Source organism: Pseudomonas sp. NPDC089428 (assembly GCF_044749325.1).
Lineage (GTDB): Bacteria > Pseudomonadota > Gammaproteobacteria > Pseudomonadales > Pseudomonadaceae > Aquipseudomonas.
This window is the reverse complement of sequence record NZ_JBIVHT010000012.1, coordinates 22,833-49,220: the sequence shown is the minus strand read 5'-3', so window position 1 is coordinate 49,220 and position 26,388 is coordinate 22,833. Positions and strand designations below refer to the sequence as shown.

Below are 26,388 nucleotides of genomic sequence, written 5' to 3'. Positions count from 1 at the left end.
TCGTGCCAGGCCAATGATTTTATCGTCAGGAGTATTTATGACCGTAAACATCAGCAATCTAACGATCGCTACCCCGGTGGCAGTCTCTTCAACGAACCCGGTCGCACTCGAACTCAATGGCGCCGAGGCCATCGCTGAGTTCCCGAGCGTGGTGAAAGTGCTCAGCGACGGATCGGTACAGTTCTCGGCGCCGACCAAAGGAGCGTCAAGCAAGAGCACCCACAGAACACGCTGCGAGTGGTCGGAGACACAGAACTGGACGCTCGGCAGCGCCCCGGACCACTGGAATCGCCAGACCATGACGCTGACCAAGGTCAACTCGGCGCAAAAGGTGGTCATCAGCCAGATGCATGTCCGGGGGGATGACAGCCCACCGGTGAAGGTGTTCTGGAACAAAGGCAACATCACCATGGGATTCCGCCAGTCCTACAACCAGACAAGTCCGGTGAACAGCACCCTGCTCCAGGGCGTGCCGCTCGGCACGCAGTTCGACGTGATCATCCATGCCACGTCGGCAGGTGTGGTCAAGGTCACCGCCAGGTGCAACGGCGTGTCCAAATCGTCGAGCAACCTCCAACTCGATGACACCTGGGACACGCGCCTGTTCGAATTCCACGGCGGCATCTACAACCAGATCGACTACACCGATGCGACACCGGCAGAAGATGGCTCGGTGTGCATCATCAGCGAGCTCTCACTCAGCCATGGTTAAATGCTGGGTAAAATGAAAAACCCCGCAGACTTTCATCTGCGGGGTTTTTCGAATGGTGGAGGCCGAGGTCGGAATCGAACCGGCGTAGACGGATTTGCAAAACGCTAGTGAACGTATACGGGTGCGGCCTGCAGCCTCTTCTAGCTACGAAGCCAAGGCGATACAGATGCTCTACAAGCCACATAAAATGCGGACTCGCCCTTGAGTTTGTGCACTGATTTTTACCCCTCCTACGGCGTTCTGCCGACCCATGCCCCCCCCTCGAACACTTCATTTCGCCAATTGGTCGTTGACGATCGTAACCAGCGCCAATGATACAGCTCTACTGTTTGCCCGAAAGCAAAATTGACCCTTGCAAAATACTTTCGGATACTCTTCCGCCTTCGTTGCACGCTTTTCACTATTTGAGTTGAATTCTTAAGTATGGACGATCATTCAGGCACCCCGCGTCGTAGCTTCCTCAAGGCATTTGGCAGTTTGACTGTTGGCCTTGCAGCTTTCCCTTATTTACCGTCAGCCCAAGCCGGATCTCCCTTGCGGGCAACTGGCGCAAGGTACATGGGTGACTTCATTGCTCCGAAGCTCGATAAAGTCAGAGTGGCTATCATCGGTGTCGGTGCTCGCGGCCCAACCCACGTTGAGCAAGTCGCGGCCTGCGAAGGCACCGAGATTGTGGCCATATGCGACCTCTATGAAGACCTTTGCAACATCTCGAAAAATATTGCGCAGCGGGCTGCGCCGGAACGTCACAAGGATCTGAAACTCTACTTCGGCGACAAACACGAGTATCGGAAGATGCTCGCCGAAACAAAGCCAGATGCCGTCTGGATCGCCACCCCTTGGGAATGGCATGCACCGATGGCCGTCGATGCAATGAATGCCGGTGCCCATGCATTCGTAGAAGTGCCGATGACAACCTCAATAGAGGAATTGTGGAAGATTATCGACACGTCCGAAAAAACCGGGCGTCACTGCATGATGTTAGAGAATGTCAGTTACGGGCGTGAAGAACTAATGTTCCTCAACATGGCCCGCCAGAACGTCTTTGGCGAGATTTTGCACGGCGAAGCAGCCTATATTCACGAACTGCGTGATCAGATGAACCAGGTTGAAGCCGGGCGCGGCAGCGGGTTTTGGCGGGTCCATCATCGGGCCAACACAAACGGGAACCTTTATCCAACCCACGGTTTGGGCCCAGTCTCTCAATACATGAGCCTCGCTCGCGGTGAGGATAACTTCCGCCGCCTGGTTTCGTTCTCATCCCCAGCGAAGAATAATCAGCTCTACGCTAAAGAAAAATTCAAATCGGATTCTCCCGTCAACCAAATTGATTTCAGCGCAGGTGTCGATATCAACACCTCGGTCATCAAGACCGCACAGGGCCGTACGATTATGGTGCAGTGGGATGAATCCACCCCACGCCCTTACAGTCGGCTGAACCTTATCCAAGGCACTCGTGGTGCCGGCGCAGGCTTTCCTAACCGAATTGCCTTGGACTACTGCTGGAACAACGCAACACCTGCACTTCGTAAACTTCTCAACCTGCCCGAAAACAAGCCGGAGCAAGGTTCGGATTATCACGCCTGGATCGAGGGTCGTGGATTCGACGCTTTTTACGAATACTTCGACCATCCCCTCTACAAACGCATGGCGGCAATCGGCCAGAAATATGGGGGCCACGGCGGCATGGATGCCATCATGAATTTCCGCATTATCGAGTGTCTTCGCGAGGGCATGCCCCTCGATCAGAACGTCTACGAAGGTGCGTTCTGGTCTTCTGTTGCCCCCCTGTCTCGCAAGTCAGTAAAAGAGGACGGGATGCCGCAGGACTTCCCAGACTTCACCCGCGGCAACTGGAAGACCACCAAGCGACTGGATATCGTCACCTGAGTAGAGAAGTGACTCCTTCGCTGACGGAAAGCGCGATGGTGACCATCGCGCTTTTCTATGCACCCGCCAAGGACTATTGCATCCGCTCCGATAGTAAAACAATAGGATCCTCGGCACTGCCAACTCGGGCGCTTCACCTGTAGAATCGCCACCAATTTCCAGGCTGATATCTCCCCCCTTTTTATCGTGGACAGCTTTCAGTGAGCAAAAACCAAGAAAACTCAAATAAGCGGAATTTCCGACTCGATATCAATGGACTGCGGGCCTGGGCTGTTTGCATCGTAATTCTTTATCACTTTGGTGTACGAGGTTTCGGCGGAGGATTTGTTGGTGTCGACGTTTTCTTCGTGATATCAGGCTTCTTGATGACCGGCATCATCATTAGTGGACTGACTAAAAACTCAGAACCGTTTTCCTTATTGCAATTTTACTTGGCCAGAGCCAAGCGGCTCATTCCCGCCCTAGCCGCACTATGCATTGCGCTGTTAATGGCCGGCTGGTTTTACCTTCTCCAAACTGACTACTTAAACCTTGCCAAACACGTTATCAGCGCACTTGGCTTCTTTTCGAACATTCAGCTCCTATCTGAAGCTGGATATTTTGATGCAGCCTCCTACGACAAATGGCTTCTACATACCTGGTCACTGTCAGTCGAATGGCAATTCTATGTAATATTCCCAGTAGTTTTGATTTCAACCTGGAAAATCAACCCAACACGCCGCTCACTCTTGTCAGTTCTATCACTCCTATTTGCAATATCATTTTTCTTGTGCATAAAAATTTCATTAGAAGATAAATCCAAAGCATTCTATCTGTTGCAGACCCGGGCTTGGGAGATGCTGGCCGGAGGACTAGTGTATCTGCTCATTGATAAATTATCGCTGAGCCAACCTTGTCGAACAGTCATTGAGTTTCTTGGATTGGCACTGATTGCTGCCTCCACTTTTCTGTTCGACCCGAGCAGTATTTGGCCAAGTTGGCGTGCAGCCATTCCTGTCGCGGGTGCGATTTTAGTGCTGGCAGCAGCTAATCAGAACTCGATATTCACAGGATCCAAACCCACACAATGGATAGGAGACTGTTCATATTCCTTATACTTATGGCATTGGCCTGTGGTCGCTGCTCTGGCGTCCTTTGAGTTACTGGATAATAAAACAGCAATCGTTATCGGAATTGCTTTAACGTTAGTTCTCGGTCGTATCTCGTACCTTTACATAGAGAAAAAAACGAGAATAGCACTGAACCTGCTCCCTTCAAGACAAGCATTAGCAACGGTAACATTAGCAACGCTTACCATCATTGGATCTAGCTTGATCATCAAAATGCAGGAGGGCCTTCCACACAGGAATCTTCCCGAGCGAGTGAAAGACATTCTTGCACAGGCAACAAATAAGAACCCCCGCATGAAGGAATGCCATGTGGAAGGGCTTACGCCTGTCCCTGAGTGCCACTATGGTGGTGACGTACTTGGAGCAATTGTTTTAGGAGACAGTCACTCATCATCGATAATGCGCTCAGTAGAAAAAGCATTGCCGAGTAAAAACCTTTATGTACTTGATTGGAGCCTCGGAAGCTGCGTAACGATCAAAAATATCAAAATGATCAACACGACAGCATTTAGATGTGCAGATTTTCTCACATATGCGCTTGAACGCTTAAGTACAATCCCCGAAGACATACCCGTAGTCATCCTAAACAGGACCAGCACATATATCTTTGGCCCCAATGAGCCTGATCGACAAGGCGAAGTTCCCGTACCAGCCTTTTACGTTACCAAGCCTTATTCAACGCGCACTCCAGAATATTTTAACGAAATGCGCGAGGGCATCATAAATACGGCATGTGAATTTGCCAAGCATAGACCCGTCTACATGGTTAGACCAATTCCCGAAATGAAAATCGACGTACCAAAAACCATGGTCCGACGTTCAATGATTCCAGGAAAAGAGGTCGACGTATCAATAAGCTTTAATGAGTACATGGAGCGAAATTCATTCGTTTGGGAAGCTCAAAACATCGCCCGCGACAGGTGTGGAATCAAAATACTTGATCCAACTCCCTACATTTGCACCAATGGTCGGTGTATTGGATCACAAGGTGGGCTCCCTATTTACTATGACGATGACCATTTGAACGAGCGCGGTGGCGATCTGCTTGTACCTTTGTTCAAATCAATTTTTTCTGCTCAATCGACAGTCAAAATTAACGAAACCAAGTAGGCAGCAGATAGTGGCCATGTAACGGATTTGCCCGGGACAGCTGGGAGATGCAATTTCTTCCACTGTCCCAGGATTGTCCCAAATCGCGGGGCCAACAAAAATCGCAGGCATGAAAAAAGCCCCGCAACCTAAATGGCTGCGGGGCTTTCGAATGGTGGAGGCCGAGGTCGGAATCGAACCGGCGTAGACGGATTTGCAATCCGGAGCATAACCACTTTGCTACTCGGCCTCAAAGTTCGGATCTAGCTGCTTACGCCTTGCTATCTCCTTGAAACACCGCATCTTTTTCAAAGTTTGCTGCGTTTCGATGGGCGCCATTATGTCTGCATTCCTTCAACCTTGCAACCCCCTGAACAGAAAAAAATTTCAGTGGGTTCAAGGTGTTAGCGCAAGCGGCCGAGTTTGCTCCACAACCCTACCACCGCGTTCTCAACTGTACCGCTGGCCGCCATGCCGATACGCTCCTGCAAGCTCTTGCGCTCGGCGTAGTGCAGGTGGAACAGATTGGCCGTGCGTGCGCGGTCACTGAGGTACTCGTCACTGGTCTGCAGTTCATCGACCAGCTTGCGGTTCAGTGCGGCAACGCCGAGCCAGACTTCACCGGTGGCCACCTCATCGATGTGAAGCTGCGGGCGGTAGCGGGAGACGAAGTCCTTAAACAGCTGGTGGGTGATGTCCAGGTCTTCCTGGAACTTCTCCCGGCCCTTTTCGGTGTTCTCGCCAAATACCGTCAGGGTACGCTTGTACTCACCGGCGGTCAGTACTTCGAAGTCGATGTCGTGCTTCTTCAGCAGGCGGTTGACGTTGGGCAACTGTGCCACCACACCGATCGAACCCAGCACGGCGAACGGTGCACTGACAATCTTCTCGCCGATGCAGGCCATCATGTAGCCGCCGCTGGCGGCCACCTTGTCGATGCACACGGTGAGCGGGATGCCGGCCTGGCGGATACGCGCCAGTTGCGAGGCCGCCAGGCCATAGCTGTGCACCAGGCCGCCGCCGCTTTCCAAGCGCAGCACCACTTCATCGCGCGGGGTGGCGAGGGTCAGCAGTGCGGTGATCTCGTTACGCAGGCTTTCGGTGGCGGAGGCCTTGATGTCACCGTCGAAATCGAGCACGAACACCCGGCCCTTCTCTTCGGCCTTGCCCTTCTTCTGCTGTTTCTCCGCCTTGGCCTGCTGCTTGCGCAGGGCCTTGAGCTGGGCTTTGTCGAGCAAGCCGCTTTCCAGGCGCTCGCGCAGCTCTTTGTAGAAATCGTTGAGGCGGGTGACCTGCAACTGCCCACCGGCCTTGCGCCGCCCCTTGCCGCGCAAACCGGCGATGGCGGACAACACCACCAGGATGGCAATCACCAGGGTGGCGGTTTTGGCGAGAAAGCTTGCGTATTCGGCAAGAAACTCCACGTTGACTCCTTATGAACCTGCGCCAGATCGGCGCGAAACTGTTGCAAGCATACCGTTGCGCCCGTGCCCTCGCCAGCCGAGGTAAACGCTGGCAACACAGTTCAAACAACCTTTTCAAACGCTTGTATGTTTTTTCGTTGACAGCCTGTGTGGCGCATCCTAACCTCGCAGCAACCTTCAACGCCGGGTACCCCAGTGGGCAATCTCTACCTGATCCGACATGGCCAGGCTTCCTTCGGTGCAGACGACTACGACGTCCTCTCACCGATCGGCGTGCGCCAGAGCCAGGCCCTCGGCGAACACCTCGCCCAGCTCGGCCTGCGCCTGGACCGCTGCGTGGCCGGCGATCTGCGGCGCCAGCAGGACACCGCCAGGCACGCGTTGCAGGCGCTGAACGCAGGTGGTTGCGCGGTACCGGCCATTGAGACCGACCCGGCCTTCAATGAGTTCGATGCCGATGGCGTGATTCGCGCCCTGCTCCCCGGCCTGTTGGCCGATGAGCCGCACGCCCGGGATATCCTGCGCAACGGGGCGCAGAACCGCAGCGAGTTCCAGCGCCTGTTCGCCCTGATGGTGCAACGCTGGCACGCAGGTGAACATGCCGATGACGGCCTGGAAACCTGGCAGGCGTTCACCGCCCGGGTCGAAGCTGGGCTGCAGCGTGTGCTGGGTACCGCGGGCAGTGGCGACAACATCGCCGTGTTCACGTCGGGTGGTACCATCGCCGCCCTGCTCCATCTGGTTACCCGAATCACCCCCAGCCAGGCCTTTGCGCTGAACTGGCAGATCATCAACACGTCGCTCAGCCAGCTGAAGTTCCGCGGCCGCGACGTGGCACTGGCTTCCTTCAACAGCCAAGCCCATGTGCAGCTGTTGAGGGCGCCGGAGCTCATCACCTACCGTTGAGCCCGGCCCATAGTGTCCCTGCGGACGCGACTATCACTTAACAAGGAAAACACCATGAGCGATGTAGCTAAAGCCGTCGAGGCGATGAAAGCAAAATTCAACCCAGCTGCTGCGGCTGGCCTGGACCTGGTGTTCGGCTTCAACATCACCGACGAAGACAAGCACTATGCGCTGCTGGTCAAGGACGGCACCTGCGAAATTCAGGAAGGTGAAAACCCGGATGCCAACTGCACCCTGGTACTGGACAGCGAAACCCTCAAGGGCATCGTCAGCGGTGAAACCGACGGCATGCAGGCCTTCATGGGCGGCAAGCTGCGCGTTGAAGGCGACATGATGCTGTCGATGAAGCTCAGCGAGCTGTTCCCTTCCTGAGTGATGGGCACACCGTACGATGAGAAAACCGAAGCCTGACGGGCTTCGGTTTTTTTTTGCCCGGCATTCGGTGCAGTGATCGACCAGCAACACCCTCGCCTATATGGCACCTGGCACGCTTGTTCCAGCGCTGCCAGGCCATTAGATTAGCCAATAGTCCTTGCGCCAGAAAATAAGGAAAACGCATGACGCTCACCGACCAGTCCACCCAGGTACGCCCCGGCGAAGAACTCGACGCGGCCGTCATCGATCCTTACCTGAAGGGCCACATCGCCGGCCTCGAGGGCACGCCGAGCATCAGCCAGTTCCCTGGCGGGGCGTCCAACCTCACCTACCTGGTCAGCTACCCGGGCCGTGAATTCGTGTTGCGCCGCCCACCCTTCGGCCAGAAGGCCAAGTCGGCCCACGACATGGGCCGCGAGTTCCGCATTCTGAACCAGCTCAACAGCGGTTTCCCGTACTGCCCCAAGGCCTATGTCCACTGCACCGACGAATCACTGATCGGCGGAGAGTTCTACGTGATGGAGCGGGTCAAGGGGGTGATTCTGCGCTCGGACATCCCGGCCGAACTGGGCCTGGATGCCAGCCGCACCGAAGCCCTGTGCAAAAGCTTCATCGACCGCCTGGTCGAGTTGCATCAGGTGGATTACCACGCCTGCGGCCTGGCCGACCTGGGCAAGCCAGAAGGCTATGTGCAGCGCCAGATCGAGGGCTGGACCAGCCGCTACGAGAAAGCCCTGACCCCGGATGCGCCACGCTGGGAAGAAGTGATCGCCTGGCTGCGCGATAAGATGCCCGCCGACCACCCACGCCCGGGCATCGTGCACAACGACTACCGCTTCGACAACGTGATCCTCGATGCCGAAAACCCCATGCGCATCATCGGTGTACTCGACTGGGAGATGGCTACCATCGGCGACCCGCTGATGGACCTGGGCAACAGCCTGGCCTACTGGATCGAGGCCAGCGACCCGGCGCCAGTACAACTGATGCGCCGCCAGCCGAGCAATGCACCAGGCATGCTGACTCGCCGCCAGTTCGTCGATTACTACGCCGAGCGCGCCGGCATCCAGCTGGACAACTTCGATTACTACTATTGCTACGGCCTGTTCCGCCTGGCCGGCATCGTCCAGCAGATCTACTACCGCTATTACCACGGCCAGACCCAGGACAAACGCTTCGCCCAGTTCATCCACATGAACCGGCTGCTGGAGCAAATGAGCCTGCAGGTCATCGGCAAGTCCACGCTCTGACGCCAGATAACAAGGAAAACAGCATGTCCAAGACCCAACTGTTCGACCTCGACGGCAAGATCGCCTTCGTTTCCGGTGCCAGCCGTGGCATCGGCGAAGCCATTGCCCATCTGCTGGCCCAGCAGGGCGCCCACGTGATCGTTTCCAGCCGCAAGCTCGACGGCTGCCAGCAGGTGGCCGACGCCATCATTGCGGCGGGCGGCAAGGCCACGCCGGTCGCCTGCCATATCGGAGAACTGGAGCAGATCCAGCAGGTGTTCGCCGGTATCCACGAACAGTTCGGGCGCCTGGATATCCTGGTCAATAACGCGGCCACCAACCCGCAGTTCTGCAACGTGCTCGACACCGACCCGAATGCCTTCCAGAAGACCGTCGACGTGAACATCCGCGGCTACTTCTTCATGTCGGTGGAGGCCGGCAAGCTGATGCGCGAAAACGGTGGCGGCAGCATCATCAACGTGGCCTCGATCAACGGCGTTTCGCCGGGCCTGTTCCAGGGCATCTATTCGGTGACCAAGGCCGCGGTAATCAACATGACCAAGGTGTTCGCCAAGGAATGCGCGCAGTTCGGCATTCGCTGCAACGCCCTGCTGCCGGGCCTGACCGACACCAAGTTCGCCTCGGCGCTGGTGAAGAACGACGCCATCCTCAATGCCGCGCTGCAGCAGATCCCGCTCAAGCGCGTGGCCGACCCCAAGGAAATGGCCGGCGCCGTGCTGTACCTGGCCAGCGATGCCTCCAGCTACACCACCGGCACCGCGCTGAATGTCGACGGTGGTTTCCTGTCCTGATCAGGCTTTGGGGGCCCCTTCGCGGGTAAACCCGCTCCCACAGGTTCAGTGAGGTCCTGTAGGAGCGGGTTAACCGCGAAAAGGCCGGTAGCGCAGAGACGTTACAGGCAGGTCGCCGCCGCTGCCCGGCGCTGCAAGGCCATGCCGTCATTCTTCTGCGCGTAGTAATCCACCCGTGTACCGCCCGCTTGCGGATACACATCCACGAACGACTCCGCCTCGCGGGTATAAACAGTCAACCCGCCCTGCTTGCGTGGCTCCAGGTAGCCACTGGCATCGTCGCCAAACACGTCCTCTTTCTGCCAGCTGAACTGGATGCACTGGGCCACCAGCTCCGGCGCCTTGCGCGAATCGAGCTGGGCCGTCGGCTTGCCACCCCGCGCCGCATCCATGGTCGCGCTCGCGCAACCGACCAACACCAGCGCCGCAGCCATCGGCAGAATTGCTCGCATGTTCCATCCTCGGGGCAAAAAAGAAAGCGACTCTAGCATTGCGAATGAATTGTCCCAAGCGGGCCGCTGTCGCAGATAGGGAATGCAACCAAGGAGAGTCCCATGCAAGCCAGACACCTGCTGCCCGCACTGCTGATCGCCAGCCTGCCCGCGCTGAGCTTTGCTGCCCCCTCGGCAGAAGAAAGCATCAAGGCGCCGGAAACCCACAACCGTGAACTCAAGGTCGGCGACAAGGCCCCCGACCAGTACAAACGCGATGACCAGGCCATCAGCGACTGGAAAGCCAAAGGACTGCCCGCCCCCGAAAAAGAAAGCCACTGGGTGCGCATGGGCGAGCATTATGTGCTGATCCAGATCACCAATGGCGTGGTGCTGGCGATCCATCCCGCGTCCTGAAGCTACACGCCGCTTGATCTGAGCTGATCCGACCGCTGCCGTGCAAGCATGCCATTCATCGCTCTCACGGCATTTTTTTGCGCGCCCGGGAAACCAAATGGATCGATCCCAGTCTCATTCAGTGTCCCGTAAACCTATGCGGATCAAGGACCTATATCGAGATGGCCCGCTTTGTAAACTTTTCGCTGATTGCCGCCTTCCTGCTGTTGTCCGGCTGCTATCACCACCACTACCGTGATGATGACGGCTGGCGAGACGACGATCGCGGCCACCGTCACCACCACCGACACGATCGCGACGACGACGATGACCGCCAATGGCGCGGTGACCGTTACTACCGCTGAAGCGTCTCCCCTACCCTGACCCGCCGCCCAACCGTGCGGCACCTTAACCTGATGATTCCTTTGAGGTTCAAATCATGCGTCTGACTCTGCCTTCCATTGCCCTCGGCCTGCTGCTGTGCCAGGGCGCTTTCGCCGGTGACGGTACTGCCGCCATTGGCGGTGGCCTGGGTGGTGTGCTGGGCAACGTTGTCGGCCAGCAGCTCGGTGGCCGCACTGGCGCAGCCATCGGCGCTGGTGTCGGTGGTGCAGCCGGTAGTGCGGTAGGTGCGAGGAAAGGCAACCGTACCGAAGCGGCCATTGGCGGTGGCCTGGGCTCGGCAGGCGGTTCGCTGCTGGGCGGCGCGGTAGGCGGCAAGACCGGTTCCACCATTGGTGCCGGCCTGGGCGGTGCAGCCGGTGGTGCGCTGGGTAACCACCTGGGCGACAATGGCGGCAGCCACAAGCACCGCCATCACCGCCGCCACTGAGTAAAGACAATGACAAGGGCCGCATTTTGCGGCCCTTTTCATTGGCGTCATGGGTGCAAACCCTGCAGCACATCAACATCACCTTCACCGCAAGCTGCCACACTGACTGCTACTGTCTTTCGTGCCCCCTTGAGTGAAGGAACACCTCCCCCCCATGAACCAGGAACTGCTCTGGGTCCTCGGCCTGCTGGCTGTCGTCGTCATCCTCTTCGTCATCAACCGCCCGCGCATGGACGTGGTCGCCTTGCTGGTGATCCTCGCCCTGCCGCTGTCTGGCATCCTCACCGTCGAACAGGCCCTGGCCGGTTTTAGCGACCCCAACGTGGTGCTGATCGCCGCCTTGTTCGTGATCGGCGAAGGGCTGGTGCGCACCGGCATCGCCTACCGCATCGGTGAATGGATGAGCGAGCGAGCCGGTAACAGCGAAGCCCGCCTGCTGGTCTTGCTGATGGTTTCAGTGGCCGGCCTGGGCTCGGTGATGAGCTCCACCGGCGTGGTGGCGATCTTCATCCCGGTAGTGCTGAGCATTGCCGCGCGCCTGAAACTCTCACCCAGTCGGCTGATGATGCCACTAAGCTTCGCCGGCCTGATCAGCGGCATGCTCAGCCTGGTGGCCACGCCACCCAACGTGGTGGTGCACAGCGAGCTGGTACGTCACGGTGGGGCCGGCTTCAGCTTCTTCAGCTTCACCCCGTTCGGCCTGGTGGTGCTGGTGCTGGGCATCGGTTACATGCTGCTGACCCGCCACTGGCTCAATGGCGAAGTGCGCAAGGACGGCCGCGTGGAAAGCCGCCGCACCTTGCTCGACCTGGTACTCGACTACAAGCTCAACGGCCGCGAACGGCGCCTGCGCATCCGCCCGCACTCGCCACTGATCGGCCATACCCTGGGCGAACTGGAGCTGCGCACAAAACACGGCGCCAACGTGATCGGCATTGAACGCCAGCACAAGTTCACCACCCGGGTAATCGCTGCCGATTCGGGCACTGTGCTGCAACAGGGCGATGTGCTGCTGCTCGACCTGTTCGCCAACCGCGGCGACCTGCGCAACCTGTGCCAGACCATGCAGCTGGAGCCACTGCACTTCAAGGCGGCCTACTTCATCGACCAGTCCCAGGAACTGGGCATGGCCGAAGTGTCACTGCCACCAGGCTCGCAACTGATCGGCAAGAGCATTCTGGAACTGGCCTTCCGCACCCGCTACGACCTCAACGTGGTCGGCCTGCGCCGCGAGCAGGCGGCCATCGAAGAGCAACTGGTGGAAGAGAAGCTGCGCCTGGGCGATACGCTGCTGGTGGTCGGCCCATGGAAGGCCGTGCGCCAGCTGCAGAGCCGGCCACAGGACTTCCTGGTGCTGAGCCTGCCGGCCGAAATCGACCAGGTTGCACCGGCCCGCACACGTGCACCGCAGGCTTTGCTCAGCCTGGCGGTGATGGTCGGGCTGATGGTCAGCGGCGCCGTGCCCAATGTCATCGCCGCGTTGATTGGCTGCCTGCTGATGGGCGCCGGGCGCTGCATCGACATGAACAGCGCCTACCGGGCCATTCACTGGCAGAGCCTCGTGCTGATCGTCGGCATGCTGCCATTCGCCCAGGCGCTGCAGAAAACCGGCGGCATCGACCTGGCCGTGGGCGGGCTGGTCAGCCTGCTGGGCGGTGCCGGGCCGCTGGCCATGCTGGCCTGCCTGTTCATGGTCACGGCAGTCATCGGCCTGTTCATTTCCAACACCGCCACCGCCGTACTGATGGCACCGGTAGCGATCAGCACGGCAACGCAGTTGGGCATGTCGCCCTACCCGTTCGCCATGACCGTGGCCCTGGCGGCCTCGGCGGCGTTCATGACGCCGGTGTCATCCCCCGTCAACACCCTGGTGCTCGGCCCAGGTCAGTACCGCTTTGGCGACTTCGTCAAGGTCGGCGTGCCCTTCACCGTGCTGGTGATGCTGGTGACCGTGCTGATGGTGCCCTGGTTCTTCGGTCTGTGAGCAATATGGCAATGAATAGAGGCTATTTGCCATTAACTTGCACGAATACGGCAGATTGACATCAAGCACCCGGTGCCAACACACTGACGCGTCAATGCCCCAGGTGCTTATTGCCGTTGTCCTGGATTTCGTTCCCGCTTGTCGGTCGAGCCTATGGTTTTTCCAGCACAATCGCGCGTGTTGCCCTATATCGCCCTGTTTGGCCTGACCTTTGCCCTGACCCTCGGCGGGATCCTGGCTCGGCCGATCGAATCGCTGTCGCTGTTCTGGCCGGTCAATGCGGTACTGGCCGGCGCACTCTTGCGTTATCCACGCCAGGCCAACCTCGTGGGCTTCACCCTGGTGTGGCTGGCGATGGTCGCAGCCGACCTGGCCTGCGGCAGTGCCTGGGCGCCAGCCCTGTGGTTCAACCTGTGCAACCTCGGCGTGGTGGTAACGGTGTGGTGGTGGTTGTCGCGCCTGCCCCGCCTGCACCGGCGCATGCGTACCCCGCATGGCGTGCTGAGTGTGTTCGGCGCCTGCGCGGCGGGTGCCGTAGTGGCCGCCAGCATGGCCTGTGTGATGGCCGCACCGTGGTTCGACAAGTCGCTGCAGACCACTTGGCTGGCCTGGTTCAGCGAACAGTTCTCGACCAGCGTGCTGGTGCTGCCGATTCTGCTCACCACCCCTTCGGCCCGCGCCTTGGTGCGCAGCGGCGCCCAGGCCATCCGCCTGGGCCCCTTGCTGGTGCTGCTGGTCTCACTGGCATTCAGCATCGCGTTCGGCGGGCCAGGCGCCATCGCCTTTCCGATTGCCGCACTGCTGTGGTGTGCCTGGACGTATTCGCCGTTCCTGGTGTCGTTGTTGACACTCACTGCCGGCAGCACACTGATCGTGGCGGTGGCGCAGAACCTCATGCACTTCAGCGTGCCGCAGAGCGAACCCGGGGTCACCGCACTGATGTCGGCTCGCCTGGGTATCGCGATGCTGGTCCTCGGGCCGTTGGTGGTGGCCTGTGTCAGCCAGGCCAATCGCAGCCTGCTGGCCCGCCTGGCGCGCCAGGCCACCATCGACCACCTCACCGGCCTGCTCAGCCGCAGTGCCTTCAGCCACCGTGCCAACGCCCTGCTCGACAGCCGCCAGCAGCATGCCCAAGGGCTGCCACTGACCCTGATGATGCTCGACATCGATCATTTCAAGTCGATCAACGACCTCCATGGCCACGCCGTAGGCGACCAGGTGCTGCGCCAGTTCGCCCGCACCCTGCAGGACCAGTTGCACGACGAAGAACTGCTGGCTCGCCTGGGCGGCGAGGAGTTCGTGGTGGTGCTTCCTGGGCTGGCGCCGGAGCGAGCCCAATTTACCGCCGAACGCCTGCGACGCGCCGTGCAGGACCTGCACCTGGCCCAAGGCGATGCACGCCTGCAGATCACCGTCAGCATTGGCCTGGCCGGCTGCGGCGCGGACGAAGCCTCCCCCAGCCTGGACGAACTGCTGGCGCGCGCCGATCTGGCGCTGTACCGGGCCAAGGCCCATGGCCGTAATCGCGTCGAGCAGGCAGAGCCGCAGCGCCAGGTGATCTGAGTTCAGCTCATCAGCAAGTCCCAGGACAGCTTGGCAATGAGCACGCACAGCAGAATCAGGAACAGCCCGCGCACGAACCCGGCGCCCTTGCGCACCGCCAGCCAGGTCCCGGTCAAGGCACCGAGGATGTTGCACGCGGCCATGGGCAGGGCGATGGCGTACAGCACATTGCCCGACGGTACGAAGAACACCAGGGCCGCCAGGTTGGTGGCAATGTTGACCACCTTCGCCGACGCCGAGGCATGCAGGAAATCCAGGGCGAAGAAGCGAATGAACAGGAAGATCAGGAAGCTGCCGGTGCCTGGGCCGAACAAGCCATCATAGAAACCGATCGCCCCGCCGATCAGCACCGCCAGGCACTGCTCCCGGCGGCCGATCTTCGCCGGCTTGTGCAAGGTGCCGAAGTCCTTCTTGCAGAAGGTGTAGATCGCCATCACCACGATCAGCACCAGCACCGCCGGGCGCATCACGCTGGGTGGTACCAGCGAAACCGTGGCCGCCCCGGCGAACGACATGACAAAGGCACTGACCGCCGCCGGCACGATCAGGCCCCAGTCCAGGGTCACCTTGCGAATGAACGAGCGGGCGGCAAAGGCTGTGCCGCACACCGAAGCCAACTTGTTGCTGCCCAGCAACGCCGCCGGTTGCGCAGTGGGCAGTACGTTGAACAGCGCGGGGATCTGAATCAGCCCGCCACCGCCGACGGCGGCATCGATCAGGCCGGCAGCGAAAGCGAACAAGGAAAGTACGGCGATATCCATCATGGCGCGGTTCCAGGCAGTGAAGACAGACTGCAAGGCTAATCAAAGCGGCGCGCTTGTGTTGAAATGCCATATTGCGAAAACTGCAATGAGGAACCCTCCATGGCATTGGACATGCTGCGCGAAATCCAGGCGTTCGTCAGTGTTGCGCACAAGCGCAGCTTCGTCGCCGCCGCACGCACCCTGGGCCGCTCGCCTAGCGCAGTGACCCGCGCGGTGCAAACCCTGGAAGACAACAGCGGGTGCAAGCTGCTCAACCGCAACGCCAACGCCGTGACCCTCACCGAAGCCGGTGAGCGCCTGCTGCCCCACGCCGAACGCTTGCTGGATGTGCAACGCGACGCTGCCGACGAACTGGCCGCGCTTACCGGCAGTGCACAAGGCTGGGTACGCTTCGCTGCTCCGCAACTGCTAGGCGAGCACGTATTGCCCGGCGTGCTGGCCAGCTTCAGCCAGCGCCACCCGCAAGTGACCCTCGACGTGCAGTACAGCGACGCAGCCCTCGACCCGTTGCAAGGCAAGTTCGATTTCGTGGTCCGCGGCGCCTTCCCCCAATCGAGTGAACTGATTGGTTATCCACTGTGGCACTACCACCGCCACTTGTATGCCAGCCCCGCCTATGTCGCCCGCGCCGGCATGCCCGAACACCCCGAGCAACTGGACCAGCACGCCCTGATCCTGCATACCGCCCCGCGCATCCTGAAAGCCTGGCACTTCTGCCGCGCCGGCCAGATCACCAGCCTGCGCCCGCACCCACGCTTGCGCCTGGGCTCAGGTGATGCGGTGTACCACAGCACCCTGGCCGGTGCCGGTATCGCACGCCTGGCGGACTGGGTAGCGCAAGCGCAGGTGAAGGCTGGACGCCTGGTGCGGGTGTGCGCGGATTACCGGCTGACTTCAAGCACCGGCCAGGACCCGCAGATGCATGCGGTGTACCCCTCAGGCGAGCTGCCGGCCCGGGTGCGCGAATTGCTGCTGGCCTTGCGCCAGGCTGGCCAAGCCGCCTCTGACCGGGCGGGCTGAACGCTGTTCAAATTCTGCTCAATTTAACAGAGCCCGCAAATTGCCTGGCTTGCAGAACTTTATCCACAGACCTACCCACGTTTTTTGTGGACAGATTTCCTCAAGCAATGAAGGACTTATCGCACGCTCAGCAGCGCAACATTCGCCGCCTTGACCAGCTCGATCCATTCCTGCGCACTGATCACCCCGGAGTGTTTCAGGGACTCGGCACAGCGCAGCGCCTGATCGTATTGATCCTCTTCGAGAATGCCTTCGCTGAGATAACGGCTGCGCCACTCCAGCATGGCTGAAGTGTCCTTCTGGTATTCCATCTATGTGCTGACTCCCGAGGCAAAAGACTGGGCTCGCCATACGCGACCCATTATGACGCAGCGGGAGACTACACGAGGCTTCTGCACGTGAGAACGACGTGCACCTACCACTAGTCCAGCGGTAGAGCCGAGGAGAACTGCCATGATCTGGCAGGAATCTGGCCCATCTCGCGAGACAGATGGGCCGGAGGGCATGAGGAGAATCAGCCTGGTAGATCAGCTTGGCGGAATGGTGCCGAGCAGGCCGATCAGAACGGTCAACAGCAGAAAGCCACCCAGAAACAGCGCGAGCTTGCCCATCGGAACCTCTTCAGTGTGATAGCAGGGACGAAAAGCATTGTCGTCGCCAGGCTGATACGGTTACAGATTCAGGTTCGACGAAAAAAAGCGTATCAGATGATGCGCGCGGGCCCCAGCCTGCGACCTGTGCTAGGGTCAGACACCCCCTTACATGGAGTTCTGCATGACTACGCTCGCTGCCAACGCCGCACTGTTGCTGATCGACCTGCAGGTCGGTATTCACCACCCACGCCTGGGCCGACGCAACAACCCCGAGGCGGAATTGCGCATGGGTGAACTGCTCGCGGCGTGGCGCCTGAATGGCCGACCGATCGTGCATGTACGGCATCTCTCGCGCTCGCCCGATTCGGTGTTCTGGCCGGGGCAAGCGGGCTGCGAATTCCAGCCGGCCTTCACGCCGCTGGCCAGTGAAACGGTGTTCGACAAGCACGTGCCGGACGCCTTCGCCAACTCGGGCCTGGAGCGCTGGCTGCTCACGCGCGGCATCCGCGAACTGGTTATCGCGGGGGTGATCACCAACAACTCGGTGGAGTCCACTGCACGCTCGGCGGGCAACCTTGGCTTCGACGCGGTGGTGGTGGCCGATGCCTGCTTTACCTTCGACCAGCGTGACCTGCAGGGGCGGCATTGGCCCGCCGAAGAGGTGCATGCCATGTCGTTGAGCAACCTGGCACTCGATTACGCGCGGATTCTAGACTGCGCCGAGGTGTGCGCAGGCCTCCCGGGGGCGGCGTAGACAGAAAACGCACATGGCAGACAGATTGCGCAGCCATTTGTGTCGCGCCGCCACTCGTAACATTCAGTTTCATCTAGCCCACCGACAGTAGCCAGCTCAACGCATCCGATCGAGGCTACTTCCGTGTTGCAACGTCTGTTCTGCTCCGTGTCCCTGCTTACCCTGGCCATTTCCGCTGCCCATGCCGCCGACGCGCTCGACACGCCGCGCCTGGCCGGCATGGACAACTTCCGCGACATCGCCGGCACCACCAGCGCCTACAGCACCCGCCATGATGGCGTGATGCGCGCCGGCGTGTTCTACCGTTCCAATGCCCTGACCCCGACAGCGGCCGATCTCGCCGTCCTCAACGGCCTGGGCATCAGCGATGTCTACGACCTGCGCACCCCCAGCGAAATCGCCAGCACACCCGACACCCTGCCGGCCGCTGCCCGCTACACCAACATCGACATCATCGGCAGCACCACTTCAGGCTCGAACATCACCAACATCTCATTCACCAGCGCTGCCCAGGCGCGGGCGATGATGCAGGAAACCAACCGCGCCTTCGTCAGCGATGCCGGCATGCGCGGGCAGTTCAGTGTGCTGTTCAACGAACTGGCCAACGCCGACGGTGCGGCGCTGTTCCACTGCACCGCCGGCAAGGACCGCACAGGCTGGACCGCAGCCGTGCTGCTGAGCATCGCCGGGGTCGATGACGCGACCATCATGAGCAACTACCTGGCCACCAACGACTACACCGCCACCCGCGTCGCAGCAACGCTGGCCGCCATGCCGGCGAGCATGGCCGAGATCTACGCACCGCTGCTCGGTGTCGAAGCCAGCTATCTGCAGGCCGGCCTGGATGAAGTCTCCGCCAAATACGGGAGCATGGACAACTACCTCAAACAGGGCCTGGGGCTGTCGCAGGAAACGCTCTACGTGTTGCGCGGCAAGATGGTGCGCTACGGCACACTGCCAGGCGAAGCCGGCCTGCTGGGCAACGCCGCTGCCGGTGCGCAGCTGCTGCGCCAGTTGCAGGACACCTCGCTGTCGGGCCGCTATACCGCCTACAACTATTACCTGCAGTCGGCCATCGATGCCGGCACGCTGGGCGGCGTCGAGTCGACCGTGGGTGGTCAGGTGCATGCCGACGCCGCCAGCTACTTGCTGCGCCAGGCGGCGATGATCGACCGTGCGGCCGCACCCTTTGCCGATGGCAGTGACCTCAAGGTTGGCCAGTCGCGCCTGTGGAGCACCGCGCTGGCCGGCTACCTGGGCACCGATGGCTCGTCACACGCGGCCAGCAGCAACGAGCACAGCCAGGGCCTGATGGTCGGCATGACCCAGCGCTTCTCCGAGCAGCTCAGCGCCCACGGCGGCTTCGGCTACAGCAATGGCAATGTCGGCGGTGCCGGTGGCGAAGCGGACACCGACCTGACCTTCCTCAGCCTGGGTGCGCGCTTCGCGCCGAATGGCCTGGAACAAGGCCTGTTCATCGACGCCGATGCCAGCGCCGGCTGGCTCGATTACTCGAGCAAGCGTGAACTTGGCGGCAGCCTGGGCACGGCCAAGGGCGACAGCCACGGCACCCTGGCCGGCGGCAGCCTGGCGCTGGGTTATCGCCTGCCCACCGGGGCCATGGTGCTGGAGCCGAGCCTGGGGCTACGGGTCAGCCGCGTGGACCTCAACGGTTTCACCGAGAAAGGCAGCGAGCTGGCCTTGCAGGTAGATGACCTGAAACAAACCCGACGCGCCGCCGTGGCCAACCTCAAGGCCTCCTTCGCGCCGGTCGCCATGGGCAGCTGGCAGCTGGTGCCGGGGGTCGAGGTGGGTTACGAGCATGCCCTGGGCGATCACCAGGTCGACAGCGAAGGTCACTTGCTGGGGCTGGATATCGAGCAGCGGGCGCCCTTCGACAACCGCGACCAGTTCATTGGCGGTGTCAACCTGATGGCCAACCTCGGGGCGCTGAGTGTCGGGGCCGAGGTGGCCGCCATGGGCGGCGGGGACAGCCACGGGGTCAGCGGCAGCCTCAAGGCCAGCTATGCCTTCTGATGCCTGAAGGGGGCCACTCTGTGGCCCATCGACGCGGTTCGTCGCCACGACAAGCGCGTCGATGGGCTGCGCAGCAGCCCCCGGCTAGCGACGCCGAATCAAAGCCGGGCTGACACCAAAAGCCTGCTGGAAGTACTGGGCAAACCGCCCGGCATTGCTGAAGCCATGGCGCAAGGCAACCTCTGCCACCGACCCGCCCTCCCCGCGTTCCAGCACTTCACGCGCCTGCTCCAGCCGTACCTGACGCTGATAGCCAACGATCGACGTCCCGGCAAAACGCCGGAAGCCATCCTGCAACGCCCGCAAACTGACATTGGCCAACCCCGCCAGCTCGCTGCCGCTGACCGGCCTGGCGGGATGCTCGCGCAGATAAGCCATGGCCAGTTTCACGTGCCGTGGCGCAATCGCCGGGGCCGGGTTGCGCAACGCCTCGCTGTAATTGTGCGGCCAGGTTTCGAGCAGCGCATCGACCAGCATCTCCTGCAAGCGCACAGGCATCAGCAGGCCGGTGTTGATCAATTGGTCGAACTCGGTACCGGTTGCCAGCTCGAGCAAAGCCCGGATCCCCTGGAACGCCGGGATGTTCAGGTCGACCCGCGACGCAAAGCGGATCGGCGCCGACAACGGCTGCTCCAGCAAGGCCGAAAGGCGCTCGGTAAACGCCCCACGGCGGATCGACATGCCGCACTGGGCGTGGCCCTCGGTGATGCGCACCGAGCGAATGTCGAGCTTGTCCACCGCCAGGCCGACCTGGGCAGCGCCGATCGACTCGCCGCGGTGATCAAAAATGATCTTGCCTGCAGTGGGTAGCACAAAGGTGATTTCGTCCTGCGGCGCCGGCAGGACGATGGTGAAGTCGCCCTGGTACTGCATGCGCCGCACGCTCATGCCGTCGAAGCGGCCGTAGACGCCAGCGATGGCGATGCCCTCGCCCAGCGGCGGCATGTCGGCATACAGGTTGCCGTAGAGTTGCGTGAACAAGGCGGCGAACTCGTCGCTGCGCATGTCGCTGGAACGCAGCATGAACTGCTTGCGGGTCGTGCCGGGATACACCGTGCCGCACACCTTGTACCATTGAGGGGACTGGCACACTATCAGCCACGCATGACAGGCACGTGACGCCCGGTCCAAGCCCGATCAGTGCCCAGCACCAACAGGCGGCACACCTTGCGTGCTATCGGGTCCGCCTGAGTTTTTCTGCCTTGAAGCGCCGATACAAGGCCATCACCGGCCGCAGCATGGCCAGCCGGTCAAAGATCGACAAGGCATGCAGGTCGGTGCGCGAAGGCCTCTGGTAGCCCAGGTTCCAGGTGAAGTAGTAGGCCTGGATGTTCTTGTCGCTGTGAATGAGGGTATTGAGGGCGGCGTCATAGTGCATCGGGCCGCCGTCCGGGTGCCCTGGGGGGCGTTGCAGAATTTGTGCGAGAAAGTCGCGCAGCTTGCCCACGCTCTTGCCGTTTACCGCGTAGAAGTGCGACAGGTGGATGGGGCGGTCGACCAGCACCCAGCCAGGTGTATTCGAATTGCCCTCGCAGGAATGGCCAAGGTAGGCAATGTCCCAGTCCATGCCTTGCAGGGACTCGATGGCCTGTTTGCCAAACGGGCCAATGCGCCGGGAAAACTGGATGTCGTCTTCCATGATGAGGATGTTGTCGACCTTCAGGCGCACGGCTTCTTCCAGTATCTGCATGTGGCTCATGAAGCAGCCCCGGGCGCCGATGCTGGGGAAACCCTGCTGATCGGTAGGCGTAACCGCCGGGAAAAAGCCAATTTTTTCGTCATCGATATGGAAGCCATTGCGGGCGAACTCGGCTTCGGTTTCCTGGCGGCGGTCCGTTCTGGACGGGATATTGATGATTCGGGTCCGATCAAAAAAGTCGATCACATTCATCTGTCAGGTCCTTGGTGCAGCTGATCAGAACGACGGTGCTGGCACGCGCACAGCATGCTCAGGCAAACAGATGGCTGATGAACTGGCCACACAGAGCACCGAACACCATGACTGGCAGCACCACCAGTTCGCGCTTGATGCTCAGCATGCCCAGTTGGTGACTGACCTTGAAGATCAGGATCAAGGTGAAGAAGGTATGCAGTGCCACCCCCCATAGCGCGTAGGTCACCCCACCGATGGCCAGCAGCAGCGGCATCAAAGTGAACAGCGCCACCACCCGGATGATGTTGTCCATGGCCATGTACTTGGTCAGCCCCAGGGCCATCCAGATCTGTTGCGTCAGGCCGTAGCGCAAGGTGAACAGCGACAACGACAGTATCGCCATCATCTGCCCGGCGTCCTGATACCGGTCGTCATACAGCCAGTGGATGATCAGCGGGCTGGCGGTGAACAGGAAGCCACAGGTGAACAGGGTCAGTACATCGAAGATCAACCTGAAGCGGAAATACAGTTGGCGCAGGCGCCCCATGTCACCCGTCCTGGCCGCCTCGCTGAAGGCCGGCAAGGCCACAGCCCCGGCCAGCCGCTGCAGGCTGAGCTGGAAGGCCGCCAGAATGCCCACGGCAATCGAATACACCCCCAGTTGCGCCACCGTCATGCTGCCGCCAAACCAGATGCGGTCGCCCTGCATGGCCAGCACGCCAACGGCGGAGGACAAGAACACCCAACGGCCGTAGTTGACGATCTCGCGCAGCGCTGCCGGGTCCCACTGCGGGCGGTCCTTATGCCCCGGGAAGATCATGTGGCTGAGCACTGTGGTGACCAGGGTCGAGACCAGCCCGGCAGCCACCAGCGCCCAGATGGAACGGGTGAGGTAGCCAATCAGCAACATCACCACCAAGCCGGCGAGTTGCGAAACCAGCTCGACCAGCACCACCTTCTTCTGCTGGAAGTTACGGATGGCCAAATCGATCTTGGTCGACTGGAAGGCGAAGATGATCGCGAAAAAGCCGGTGACGGCCAGCACTGCGGGCAACTCCGGGGCGGCGTAGGTGGAATGCGCCGGCCACATGTCGAAATGTTGGGATACCCATGAGGCCAGTGCCACCAGCTCCATCACCACGAACAGGCCAAAGCCGCGAATGATCTGCAGCGACCAGATGGTGTTGAGGAACAACGGCTCGTCGCCGCGCGGGCTTTGAATGATGTTCTGCCGCAGCCCCACATCGGACAGCAACAGCAGCAACACCGACACCGTGGTGGCGATGGCCATGAGGCCGAACATCTCTGGCAAGAGCAAGCGGGTGATGATCAGGTTGCCGCCCAATCGGATGACCTGGGAGGCCACGATGGACCCGATATTCAGTGCCCCGGCCAACAACACGCGTTTGCGAAGACTTTGCGAGGACGACAGATCGATCGTAGACATGGCACCCACTGATCCGGTTTTTAAGAAGTTACTATAGTCTCAATCTGCCATGTTGCTATTGCGCCAGCGGGTATTGGGTGTGGTCTGCAGTCAGTGATAAGCCGCCCTGAATTGGCTTTGCCAAAGCGGGCGTCTGATCAGCGAGCCTGCCTGCAGGGTTCTTTCACTAGCCAGCAAATGTGTCCACGCACACGATTGCGCCAGATTTTTTGTCAGACATTCCAACGCTGTATAATGCTATATTTCTGGCATTGTACTAGCCAGTTACTTCCTGACCGCCTGGTTAACTAGTCGCAAGGAAAGCGAGCAAGAGAAACCGGAATCTCATCAGGTACTGACGTGAAGCGTGATATCCACCTCGTTGTTCTCCTGCTGTTGGTCATTGGTTGTTCCCTCGCATCGCTGACGCTATGGAAGGTCATGGCCTCCCGCGAGCAAGCACTCGAAGAAGTCAACATCCACGGCCTGAACCTGGCCCAGGCGCTATCCACTTATTCAGAAGGCATCGTGCGGCAGAGTTCACTGCTGTTGCTCGGCCTCGTCGAGCGCCTGGAAACCGAGGGCAGCGGGCCTGCGCAGATCGAACGCCTGAACCAACTGGTCAGCCGTCAGCAGCCCCTGATGCCACAAATGAGCGGCATCACCATCTACGCCAAGGACGGGAGCTGGCTGATGTCCTCCAACCGCCCGATCCCGCTCAACGCCAACAGCAGCGACCGGGCCTACTTCATCCACCACCGCGACGACCCCTCCCGGGAGCCCTTTATCGGCCTGCCCATCCGTAGCCGTGCCAACCAGGAATGGGTGATCACCATCAGCCGGCGCTTCAACGACGCCCAAGGTGAGTTTGCCGGTGTCGTGGCCGTGACCCTTGGCGTGGAGAACTTCCTGCGCCTGTTCGGCCAGATCGACGTGGGCCATGACGGCGCCATCGGCCTGTCCTACACCGACGGCGCGATGCTGGTGCGCTACCCGTTTCGCGAGCAGGACATGGGGCGCAACTTCTCGAAGTCGCCCATCTACGCCAAGTATCTGGTCGACCGGTCTGTGGGCACCGCGTCGTTCACCTCAAGCCTGGACGGCGTCGAGCGCCTGTATGCGTTTCGCAAGAGTGACAAGCTGCCCCTGGTGACGACCGTCGCGCTAGGCAAACGCGAGGCACTGGCGGCCTGGCAGTTCGAGGCAATGCTGTCGTTGCTGGTGGTTTCCGGGCTGCTCGCGCTTACCGGCGCCATTGGCGCTCTGCTGATCCGCGCCATGAGCCGCCGCGTTGCGGTTGAAGGTGAACTGAGAGCGACCCAACAGCAGTTGCTTGACAGCAATCAGCAGCTCGAGCGCCAGGCGATGCACGATGCGCTGACCGGGCTGGCAAACCGGCGCTGCTTCGACGAGGTGTTGACCGAGGAGATTCAAAGAGCCCGGCGAAATGGCACAACTCTGTCTTTGCTGATGATCGATATCGATCATTTCAAGCGCTACAACGACACCTACGGGCACCCCGCTGGCGACGCCTGCCTACAACAGGTGGCCGGCCTGCTCTCGACCTGTATCCGACGCCCTGGGGACCTGCTGGCAAGGTATGGGGGTGAGGAAATGGCGATCATTCTGCCCGACACCAGCAGCGACGGTGCGGCGGCCGTTGCGCGGCTGATTATCGAGCGCCTGGCCCTGGAACCTATCGCGCACCAAGACAGTCCTTTTGGATATGTGACCGCCAGTATCGGCATCGCCAGCGCTGCCGGAACCGGCGCTGAAGGCTGGCTATCGCTGCTTGAACGCGCCGACCAGGCGCTCTATATCGCCAAGGAAGCGGGCCGCAATCGCCTGCATGTCGACTGAGCGAAGCTTGCGTTGACGTGCTCCACTCTCCTGGCTCATCGAGATCGTTCTTTGGATAACTCCCGGTCAAATCAATCGCATCAACGCGCACTCGATTGGCTGAACTTCTTCCTTGCCGACGTGCGCGATGGCCTGGGGCCTTATCTGGCGATCTACCTGCTGGCCGTACACCACTGGCAACCGGCGAGCATCGGCCTGGTGATGACGCTGGCGGGCATCACTGCGCTGCTTGCGCAGACCCTGGCTGGCGCCCTGATCGACACGACACCGGCCAAGCGAGCGGTCGTGGTCATCGCCGCTTTGCTGGTTACCGGCAGCTGCCTGTTGCTACCGCTGATCTCGACATTCGGGCTGGTGGCCGCGACCCAGAGCATCAGTGCACTTGCAGGCTCAGTGTTTGCCCCGGCGATTGCCGCCATTTCCCTTGGCATTACCGGCCCCAAGGCCTTCACACAGCGTGTGGGGCGCAACGAGACCTTCAATCACGCCGGCAACGCCTGCTCAGCGCTGCTGGCCGGAGGCCTGGCGTACCTGTACGGCCCGGTAGTGGTGTTCTACCTGATGGCCATCATGACCGTGGCCAGCATCATCGCGGTCAGTCGCATTCCTGCGGCGGCCATCGATCATGAAGTCGCACGCGGACTGGTCCATGCGCGATCGGGTGAGGTTCACCCGACAGATCTGCGTCTGCTGCTGCACAACCGCACGCTACTGCTGTTCGCGGTTTGCTGCGCCCTCTTCCACCTGGCCAATGCGGCGATGCTGCCGCTGGTGAGCCAGAAGCTGTCGCAAGTCAACCTGAGCCTGGCGACGCCGCTGACCTCCGCCTGTATCATCGCGGCGCAACTGGTCATGGTGCCCATGGCGTTACTGACCGGCGCCAAGGCCGAGCAATGGGGGCGCAAGCCGTTTCTGCTGGCAGGCTTTCTCATCCTGCCGCTACGCGGCGCGCTCTACGTGGTATCCGACAACCCATTCTGGCTGGTCAGCGTGCAACTGCTCGACGGCATTGGTGCGGGGATCTTCGGTGCGCTATTCCCCATCGTGGTCAAGGACCTGACCGAGGGCACCGGGCGATTCAACGTCAGCCTGGGGGCGCTGACGGCAGTTTTCGGCCTGGGCGCCGCATTGAGCCCAGGCATTGCCGGCCTGGTGGTACAGGAGGCCGGCTACGATGCGGCGTTCCTGACACTGGCCGCCATCGCCGCAGCAGCGTTCCTTCTGGTGCTGATCAGCCTCCCGGAAACCCAACCCCGCTTGAACGACACGCCGACTGGCTTACCCACATCCGCTGGACACTGAACGTACA

Annotated in this window: 24 protein-coding genes and 1 tRNA gene; 17 read left to right on the top strand and 8 right to left on the bottom strand. The window is 60.6% G+C overall.

Features of this window, described 5'->3' with window-relative positions; translation table 11 throughout:
• Positions 1–37 precede the first annotated feature (37 nt).
• The 3 genes from ACIPZ5_RS20340 to ACIPZ5_RS20330 all read left to right on the top strand — a co-directional run bounded on the left by ACIPZ5_RS20340 (position 38) and on the right by ACIPZ5_RS20330 (position 4,821).
• Entirely contained in the window at positions 38–712 is a 675-nt protein-coding gene (locus tag ACIPZ5_RS20340; protein WP_343596629.1) for a polysaccharide lyase family 7 protein, read from the top strand.
• 558 nt (positions 713–1,270) lie between these two features.
• The gene (locus tag ACIPZ5_RS20335; RefSeq protein ID WP_400810303.1) at positions 1,271–2,602 is read left to right on the top strand and encodes a Gfo/Idh/MocA family protein; all 1,332 of its coding nucleotides are present in this window, start codon (positions 1,271–1,273) and stop codon (positions 2,600–2,602) included.
• 200 nt (positions 2,603–2,802) lie between these two features.
• Entirely contained in the window at positions 2,803–4,821 is a 2,019-nt protein-coding gene (locus ACIPZ5_RS20330) for an acyltransferase family protein (protein ID WP_400810301.1), read from the top strand.
• Between the two features lie 155 nt (positions 4,822–4,976).
• On the opposite strand, the gene ACIPZ5_RS20325 is transcribed toward ACIPZ5_RS20330, so the two are convergent.
• Both ACIPZ5_RS20325 and sohB read right to left on the bottom strand, forming a co-directional pair.
• Positions 4,977–5,050 (bottom strand) — tRNA-Cys (locus ACIPZ5_RS20325).
• A 154-nt stretch (positions 5,051–5,204) separates the two neighbouring features.
• Positions 5,205–6,224, bottom strand: coding sequence for a protease SohB (gene sohB, locus ACIPZ5_RS20320; protein WP_343596635.1), 1,020 nt, complete (start codon positions 6,222–6,224; stop codon positions 5,205–5,207).
• 195 nt (positions 6,225–6,419) lie between these two features.
• Here sohB and ACIPZ5_RS20315 point away from each other — a divergent pair, with 195 nt between their 5' ends.
• The 4 genes from ACIPZ5_RS20315 to ACIPZ5_RS20300 all read left to right on the top strand — a co-directional run bounded on the left by ACIPZ5_RS20315 (position 6,420) and on the right by ACIPZ5_RS20300 (position 9,546).
• The gene (locus ACIPZ5_RS20315) at positions 6,420–7,130 is read left to right on the top strand and encodes a histidine phosphatase family protein (protein WP_343596637.1); all 711 of its coding nucleotides are present in this window, start codon (positions 6,420–6,422) and stop codon (positions 7,128–7,130) included.
• A 54-nt stretch (positions 7,131–7,184) separates the two neighbouring features.
• The gene (locus ACIPZ5_RS20310; protein ID WP_027920549.1) at positions 7,185–7,502 is read left to right on the top strand and encodes an SCP2 sterol-binding domain-containing protein; all 318 of its coding nucleotides are present in this window, start codon (positions 7,185–7,187) and stop codon (positions 7,500–7,502) included.
• A gap of 185 nt (positions 7,503–7,687) precedes the next feature.
• Positions 7,688–8,755, top strand: a complete 1,068-nt coding sequence (locus tag ACIPZ5_RS20305; RefSeq protein ID WP_400810299.1) for a phosphotransferase family protein — start codon at positions 7,688–7,690, stop codon at positions 8,753–8,755.
• 23 nt (positions 8,756–8,778) lie between these two features.
• Positions 8,779–9,546 (top strand): SDR family oxidoreductase, encoded by a 768-nt coding sequence (locus ACIPZ5_RS20300; RefSeq protein WP_400810297.1) that lies wholly within the window; start codon positions 8,779–8,781, stop codon positions 9,544–9,546.
• A 101-nt stretch (positions 9,547–9,647) separates the two neighbouring features.
• On the opposite strand, the gene ACIPZ5_RS20295 is transcribed toward ACIPZ5_RS20300, so the two are convergent.
• Entirely contained in the window at positions 9,648–9,998 is a 351-nt protein-coding gene (locus ACIPZ5_RS20295; RefSeq protein ID WP_060513485.1) for a hypothetical protein, read from the bottom strand.
• A gap of 102 nt (positions 9,999–10,100) precedes the next feature.
• Between ACIPZ5_RS20295 and ACIPZ5_RS20290 the strand changes: the two genes are divergently transcribed.
• The 5 genes from ACIPZ5_RS20290 (at position 10,101) to ACIPZ5_RS20270 (ending at position 14,752) form a co-directional block, all read left to right on the top strand.
• Positions 10,101–10,394 (top strand): RcnB family protein, encoded by a 294-nt coding sequence (locus tag ACIPZ5_RS20290; RefSeq protein WP_085676118.1) that lies wholly within the window; start codon positions 10,101–10,103, stop codon positions 10,392–10,394.
• Between the two features lie 161 nt (positions 10,395–10,555).
• A complete protein-coding gene (locus ACIPZ5_RS20285) occupies positions 10,556–10,738 on the top strand; it encodes a hypothetical protein (protein ID WP_261943465.1) in 183 nt (60 codons plus the stop codon).
• A 74-nt stretch (positions 10,739–10,812) separates the two neighbouring features.
• Positions 10,813–11,205, top strand: coding sequence for a glycine zipper domain-containing protein (locus tag ACIPZ5_RS20280; RefSeq protein WP_261943464.1), 393 nt, complete (start codon positions 10,813–10,815; stop codon positions 11,203–11,205).
• Positions 11,206–11,359: 154 nt separating this feature from the next.
• Complete coding sequence (locus tag ACIPZ5_RS20275; RefSeq protein WP_400810295.1) at positions 11,360–13,189, top strand: SLC13 family permease; 1,830 nt, start codon at positions 11,360–11,362, stop codon at positions 13,187–13,189.
• A 138-nt stretch (positions 13,190–13,327) separates the two neighbouring features.
• On the top strand, positions 13,328–14,752 hold the full coding sequence (locus ACIPZ5_RS20270; RefSeq protein ID WP_400810293.1) for a diguanylate cyclase: 1,425 nt from the start codon (positions 13,328–13,330) through the stop codon (positions 14,750–14,752).
• A gap of 2 nt (positions 14,753–14,754) precedes the next feature.
• Here ACIPZ5_RS20270 and ACIPZ5_RS20265 read toward each other — a convergent pair whose 3' ends face one another.
• The gene (locus ACIPZ5_RS20265) at positions 14,755–15,516 is read right to left on the bottom strand and encodes a sulfite exporter TauE/SafE family protein (protein WP_400810291.1); all 762 of its coding nucleotides are present in this window, start codon (positions 15,514–15,516) and stop codon (positions 14,755–14,757) included.
• Positions 15,517–15,615: 99 nt separating this feature from the next.
• Here ACIPZ5_RS20265 and ACIPZ5_RS20260 point away from each other — a divergent pair, with 99 nt between their 5' ends.
• Entirely contained in the window at positions 15,616–16,536 is a 921-nt protein-coding gene (locus ACIPZ5_RS20260; protein WP_343596652.1) for a LysR substrate-binding domain-containing protein, read from the top strand.
• Between the two features lie 116 nt (positions 16,537–16,652).
• Here ACIPZ5_RS20260 and ACIPZ5_RS20255 read toward each other — a convergent pair whose 3' ends face one another.
• Entirely contained in the window at positions 16,653–16,847 is a 195-nt protein-coding gene (locus tag ACIPZ5_RS20255; RefSeq protein WP_261943459.1) for a hypothetical protein, read from the bottom strand.
• 463 nt (positions 16,848–17,310) lie between these two features.
• Here ACIPZ5_RS20255 and ACIPZ5_RS20250 point away from each other — a divergent pair, with 463 nt between their 5' ends.
• Positions 17,311–17,883 carry a cysteine hydrolase family protein gene (locus ACIPZ5_RS20250; protein ID WP_343596655.1) on the top strand — a complete coding sequence of 191 codons (573 nt, stop codon included), beginning with the start codon at positions 17,311–17,313 and terminating at the stop codon, positions 17,881–17,883.
• Positions 17,884–18,006: 123 nt separating this feature from the next.
• A complete protein-coding gene (locus ACIPZ5_RS20245; RefSeq protein ID WP_400810290.1) occupies positions 18,007–19,920 on the top strand; it encodes a tyrosine-protein phosphatase in 1,914 nt (637 codons plus the stop codon).
• An 84-nt stretch (positions 19,921–20,004) separates the two neighbouring features.
• Here ACIPZ5_RS20245 and ACIPZ5_RS20240 read toward each other — a convergent pair whose 3' ends face one another.
• From ACIPZ5_RS20240 to ACIPZ5_RS20230, 3 genes are all read right to left on the bottom strand, one after another.
• Entirely contained in the window at positions 20,005–20,973 is a 969-nt protein-coding gene (locus ACIPZ5_RS20240; protein WP_400810289.1) for an AraC family transcriptional regulator, read from the bottom strand.
• A gap of 121 nt (positions 20,974–21,094) precedes the next feature.
• Positions 21,095–21,811 (bottom strand): glycosyltransferase family 25 protein, encoded by a 717-nt coding sequence (locus ACIPZ5_RS20235; protein WP_261943455.1) that lies wholly within the window; start codon positions 21,809–21,811, stop codon positions 21,095–21,097.
• Positions 21,812–21,869: 58 nt separating this feature from the next.
• Entirely contained in the window at positions 21,870–23,240 is a 1,371-nt protein-coding gene (locus ACIPZ5_RS20230) for an oligosaccharide flippase family protein (protein WP_343596662.1), read from the bottom strand.
• A 339-nt stretch (positions 23,241–23,579) separates the two neighbouring features.
• Between ACIPZ5_RS20230 and ACIPZ5_RS20225 the strand changes: the two genes are divergently transcribed.
• Together ACIPZ5_RS20225 and ACIPZ5_RS20220 are read left to right on the top strand one after the other, a co-directional pair.
• Positions 23,580–25,079, top strand: a complete 1,500-nt coding sequence (locus ACIPZ5_RS20225; RefSeq protein ID WP_400810288.1) for a diguanylate cyclase domain-containing protein — start codon at positions 23,580–23,582, stop codon at positions 25,077–25,079.
• Positions 25,080–25,130: 51 nt separating this feature from the next.
• Positions 25,131–26,381, top strand: coding sequence for an MFS transporter (locus ACIPZ5_RS20220; protein WP_400810286.1), 1,251 nt, complete (start codon positions 25,131–25,133; stop codon positions 26,379–26,381).
• Positions 26,382–26,388 lie beyond the last annotated feature (7 nt).

What these genes read in the sequence shown, in the direction of transcription:
- ACIPZ5_RS20255 (WP_261943459.1), bottom strand. Translation starts at nt 16,847, where the DNA reads ATGGAATACCAGAAGGACACTTCAGCCATGCTGGAGTGGCGCAGCCGT.
- ACIPZ5_RS20280 (WP_261943464.1), top strand. Translation starts at nt 10,813, where the DNA reads ATGCGTCTGACTCTGCCTTCCATTGCCCTCGGCCTGCTGCTGTGCCAG.
- ACIPZ5_RS20235 (WP_261943455.1), bottom strand. Translation starts at nt 21,811, where the DNA reads ATGAATGTGATCGACTTTTTTGATCGGACCCGAATCATCAATATCCCG.
- ACIPZ5_RS20290 (WP_085676118.1), top strand. Translation starts at nt 10,101, where the DNA reads ATGCAAGCCAGACACCTGCTGCCCGCACTGCTGATCGCCAGCCTGCCC.
- ACIPZ5_RS20300 (WP_400810297.1), top strand. Translation starts at nt 8,779, where the DNA reads ATGTCCAAGACCCAACTGTTCGACCTCGACGGCAAGATCGCCTTCGTT.
- ACIPZ5_RS20285 (WP_261943465.1), top strand. Translation starts at nt 10,556, where the DNA reads ATGGCCCGCTTTGTAAACTTTTCGCTGATTGCCGCCTTCCTGCTGTTG.
- ACIPZ5_RS20305 (WP_400810299.1), top strand. Translation starts at nt 7,688, where the DNA reads ATGACGCTCACCGACCAGTCCACCCAGGTACGCCCCGGCGAAGAACTC.
- ACIPZ5_RS20260 (WP_343596652.1), top strand. Translation starts at nt 15,616, where the DNA reads ATGGCATTGGACATGCTGCGCGAAATCCAGGCGTTCGTCAGTGTTGCG.
- ACIPZ5_RS20275 (WP_400810295.1), top strand. Translation starts at nt 11,360, where the DNA reads ATGAACCAGGAACTGCTCTGGGTCCTCGGCCTGCTGGCTGTCGTCGTC.
- ACIPZ5_RS20340 (WP_343596629.1), top strand. Translation starts at nt 38, where the DNA reads ATGACCGTAAACATCAGCAATCTAACGATCGCTACCCCGGTGGCAGTC.
- ACIPZ5_RS20265 (WP_400810291.1), bottom strand. Translation starts at nt 15,516, where the DNA reads ATGATGGATATCGCCGTACTTTCCTTGTTCGCTTTCGCTGCCGGCCTG.
- ACIPZ5_RS20310 (WP_027920549.1), top strand. Translation starts at nt 7,185, where the DNA reads ATGAGCGATGTAGCTAAAGCCGTCGAGGCGATGAAAGCAAAATTCAAC.
- ACIPZ5_RS20335 (WP_400810303.1), top strand. Translation starts at nt 1,271, where the DNA reads ATGGGTGACTTCATTGCTCCGAAGCTCGATAAAGTCAGAGTGGCTATC.
- ACIPZ5_RS20230 (WP_343596662.1), bottom strand. Translation starts at nt 23,240, where the DNA reads ATGTCTACGATCGATCTGTCGTCCTCGCAAAGTCTTCGCAAACGCGTG.
- ACIPZ5_RS20250 (WP_343596655.1), top strand. Translation starts at nt 17,311, where the DNA reads ATGACTACGCTCGCTGCCAACGCCGCACTGTTGCTGATCGACCTGCAG.
- ACIPZ5_RS20295 (WP_060513485.1), bottom strand. Translation starts at nt 9,998, where the DNA reads ATGCGAGCAATTCTGCCGATGGCTGCGGCGCTGGTGTTGGTCGGTTGC.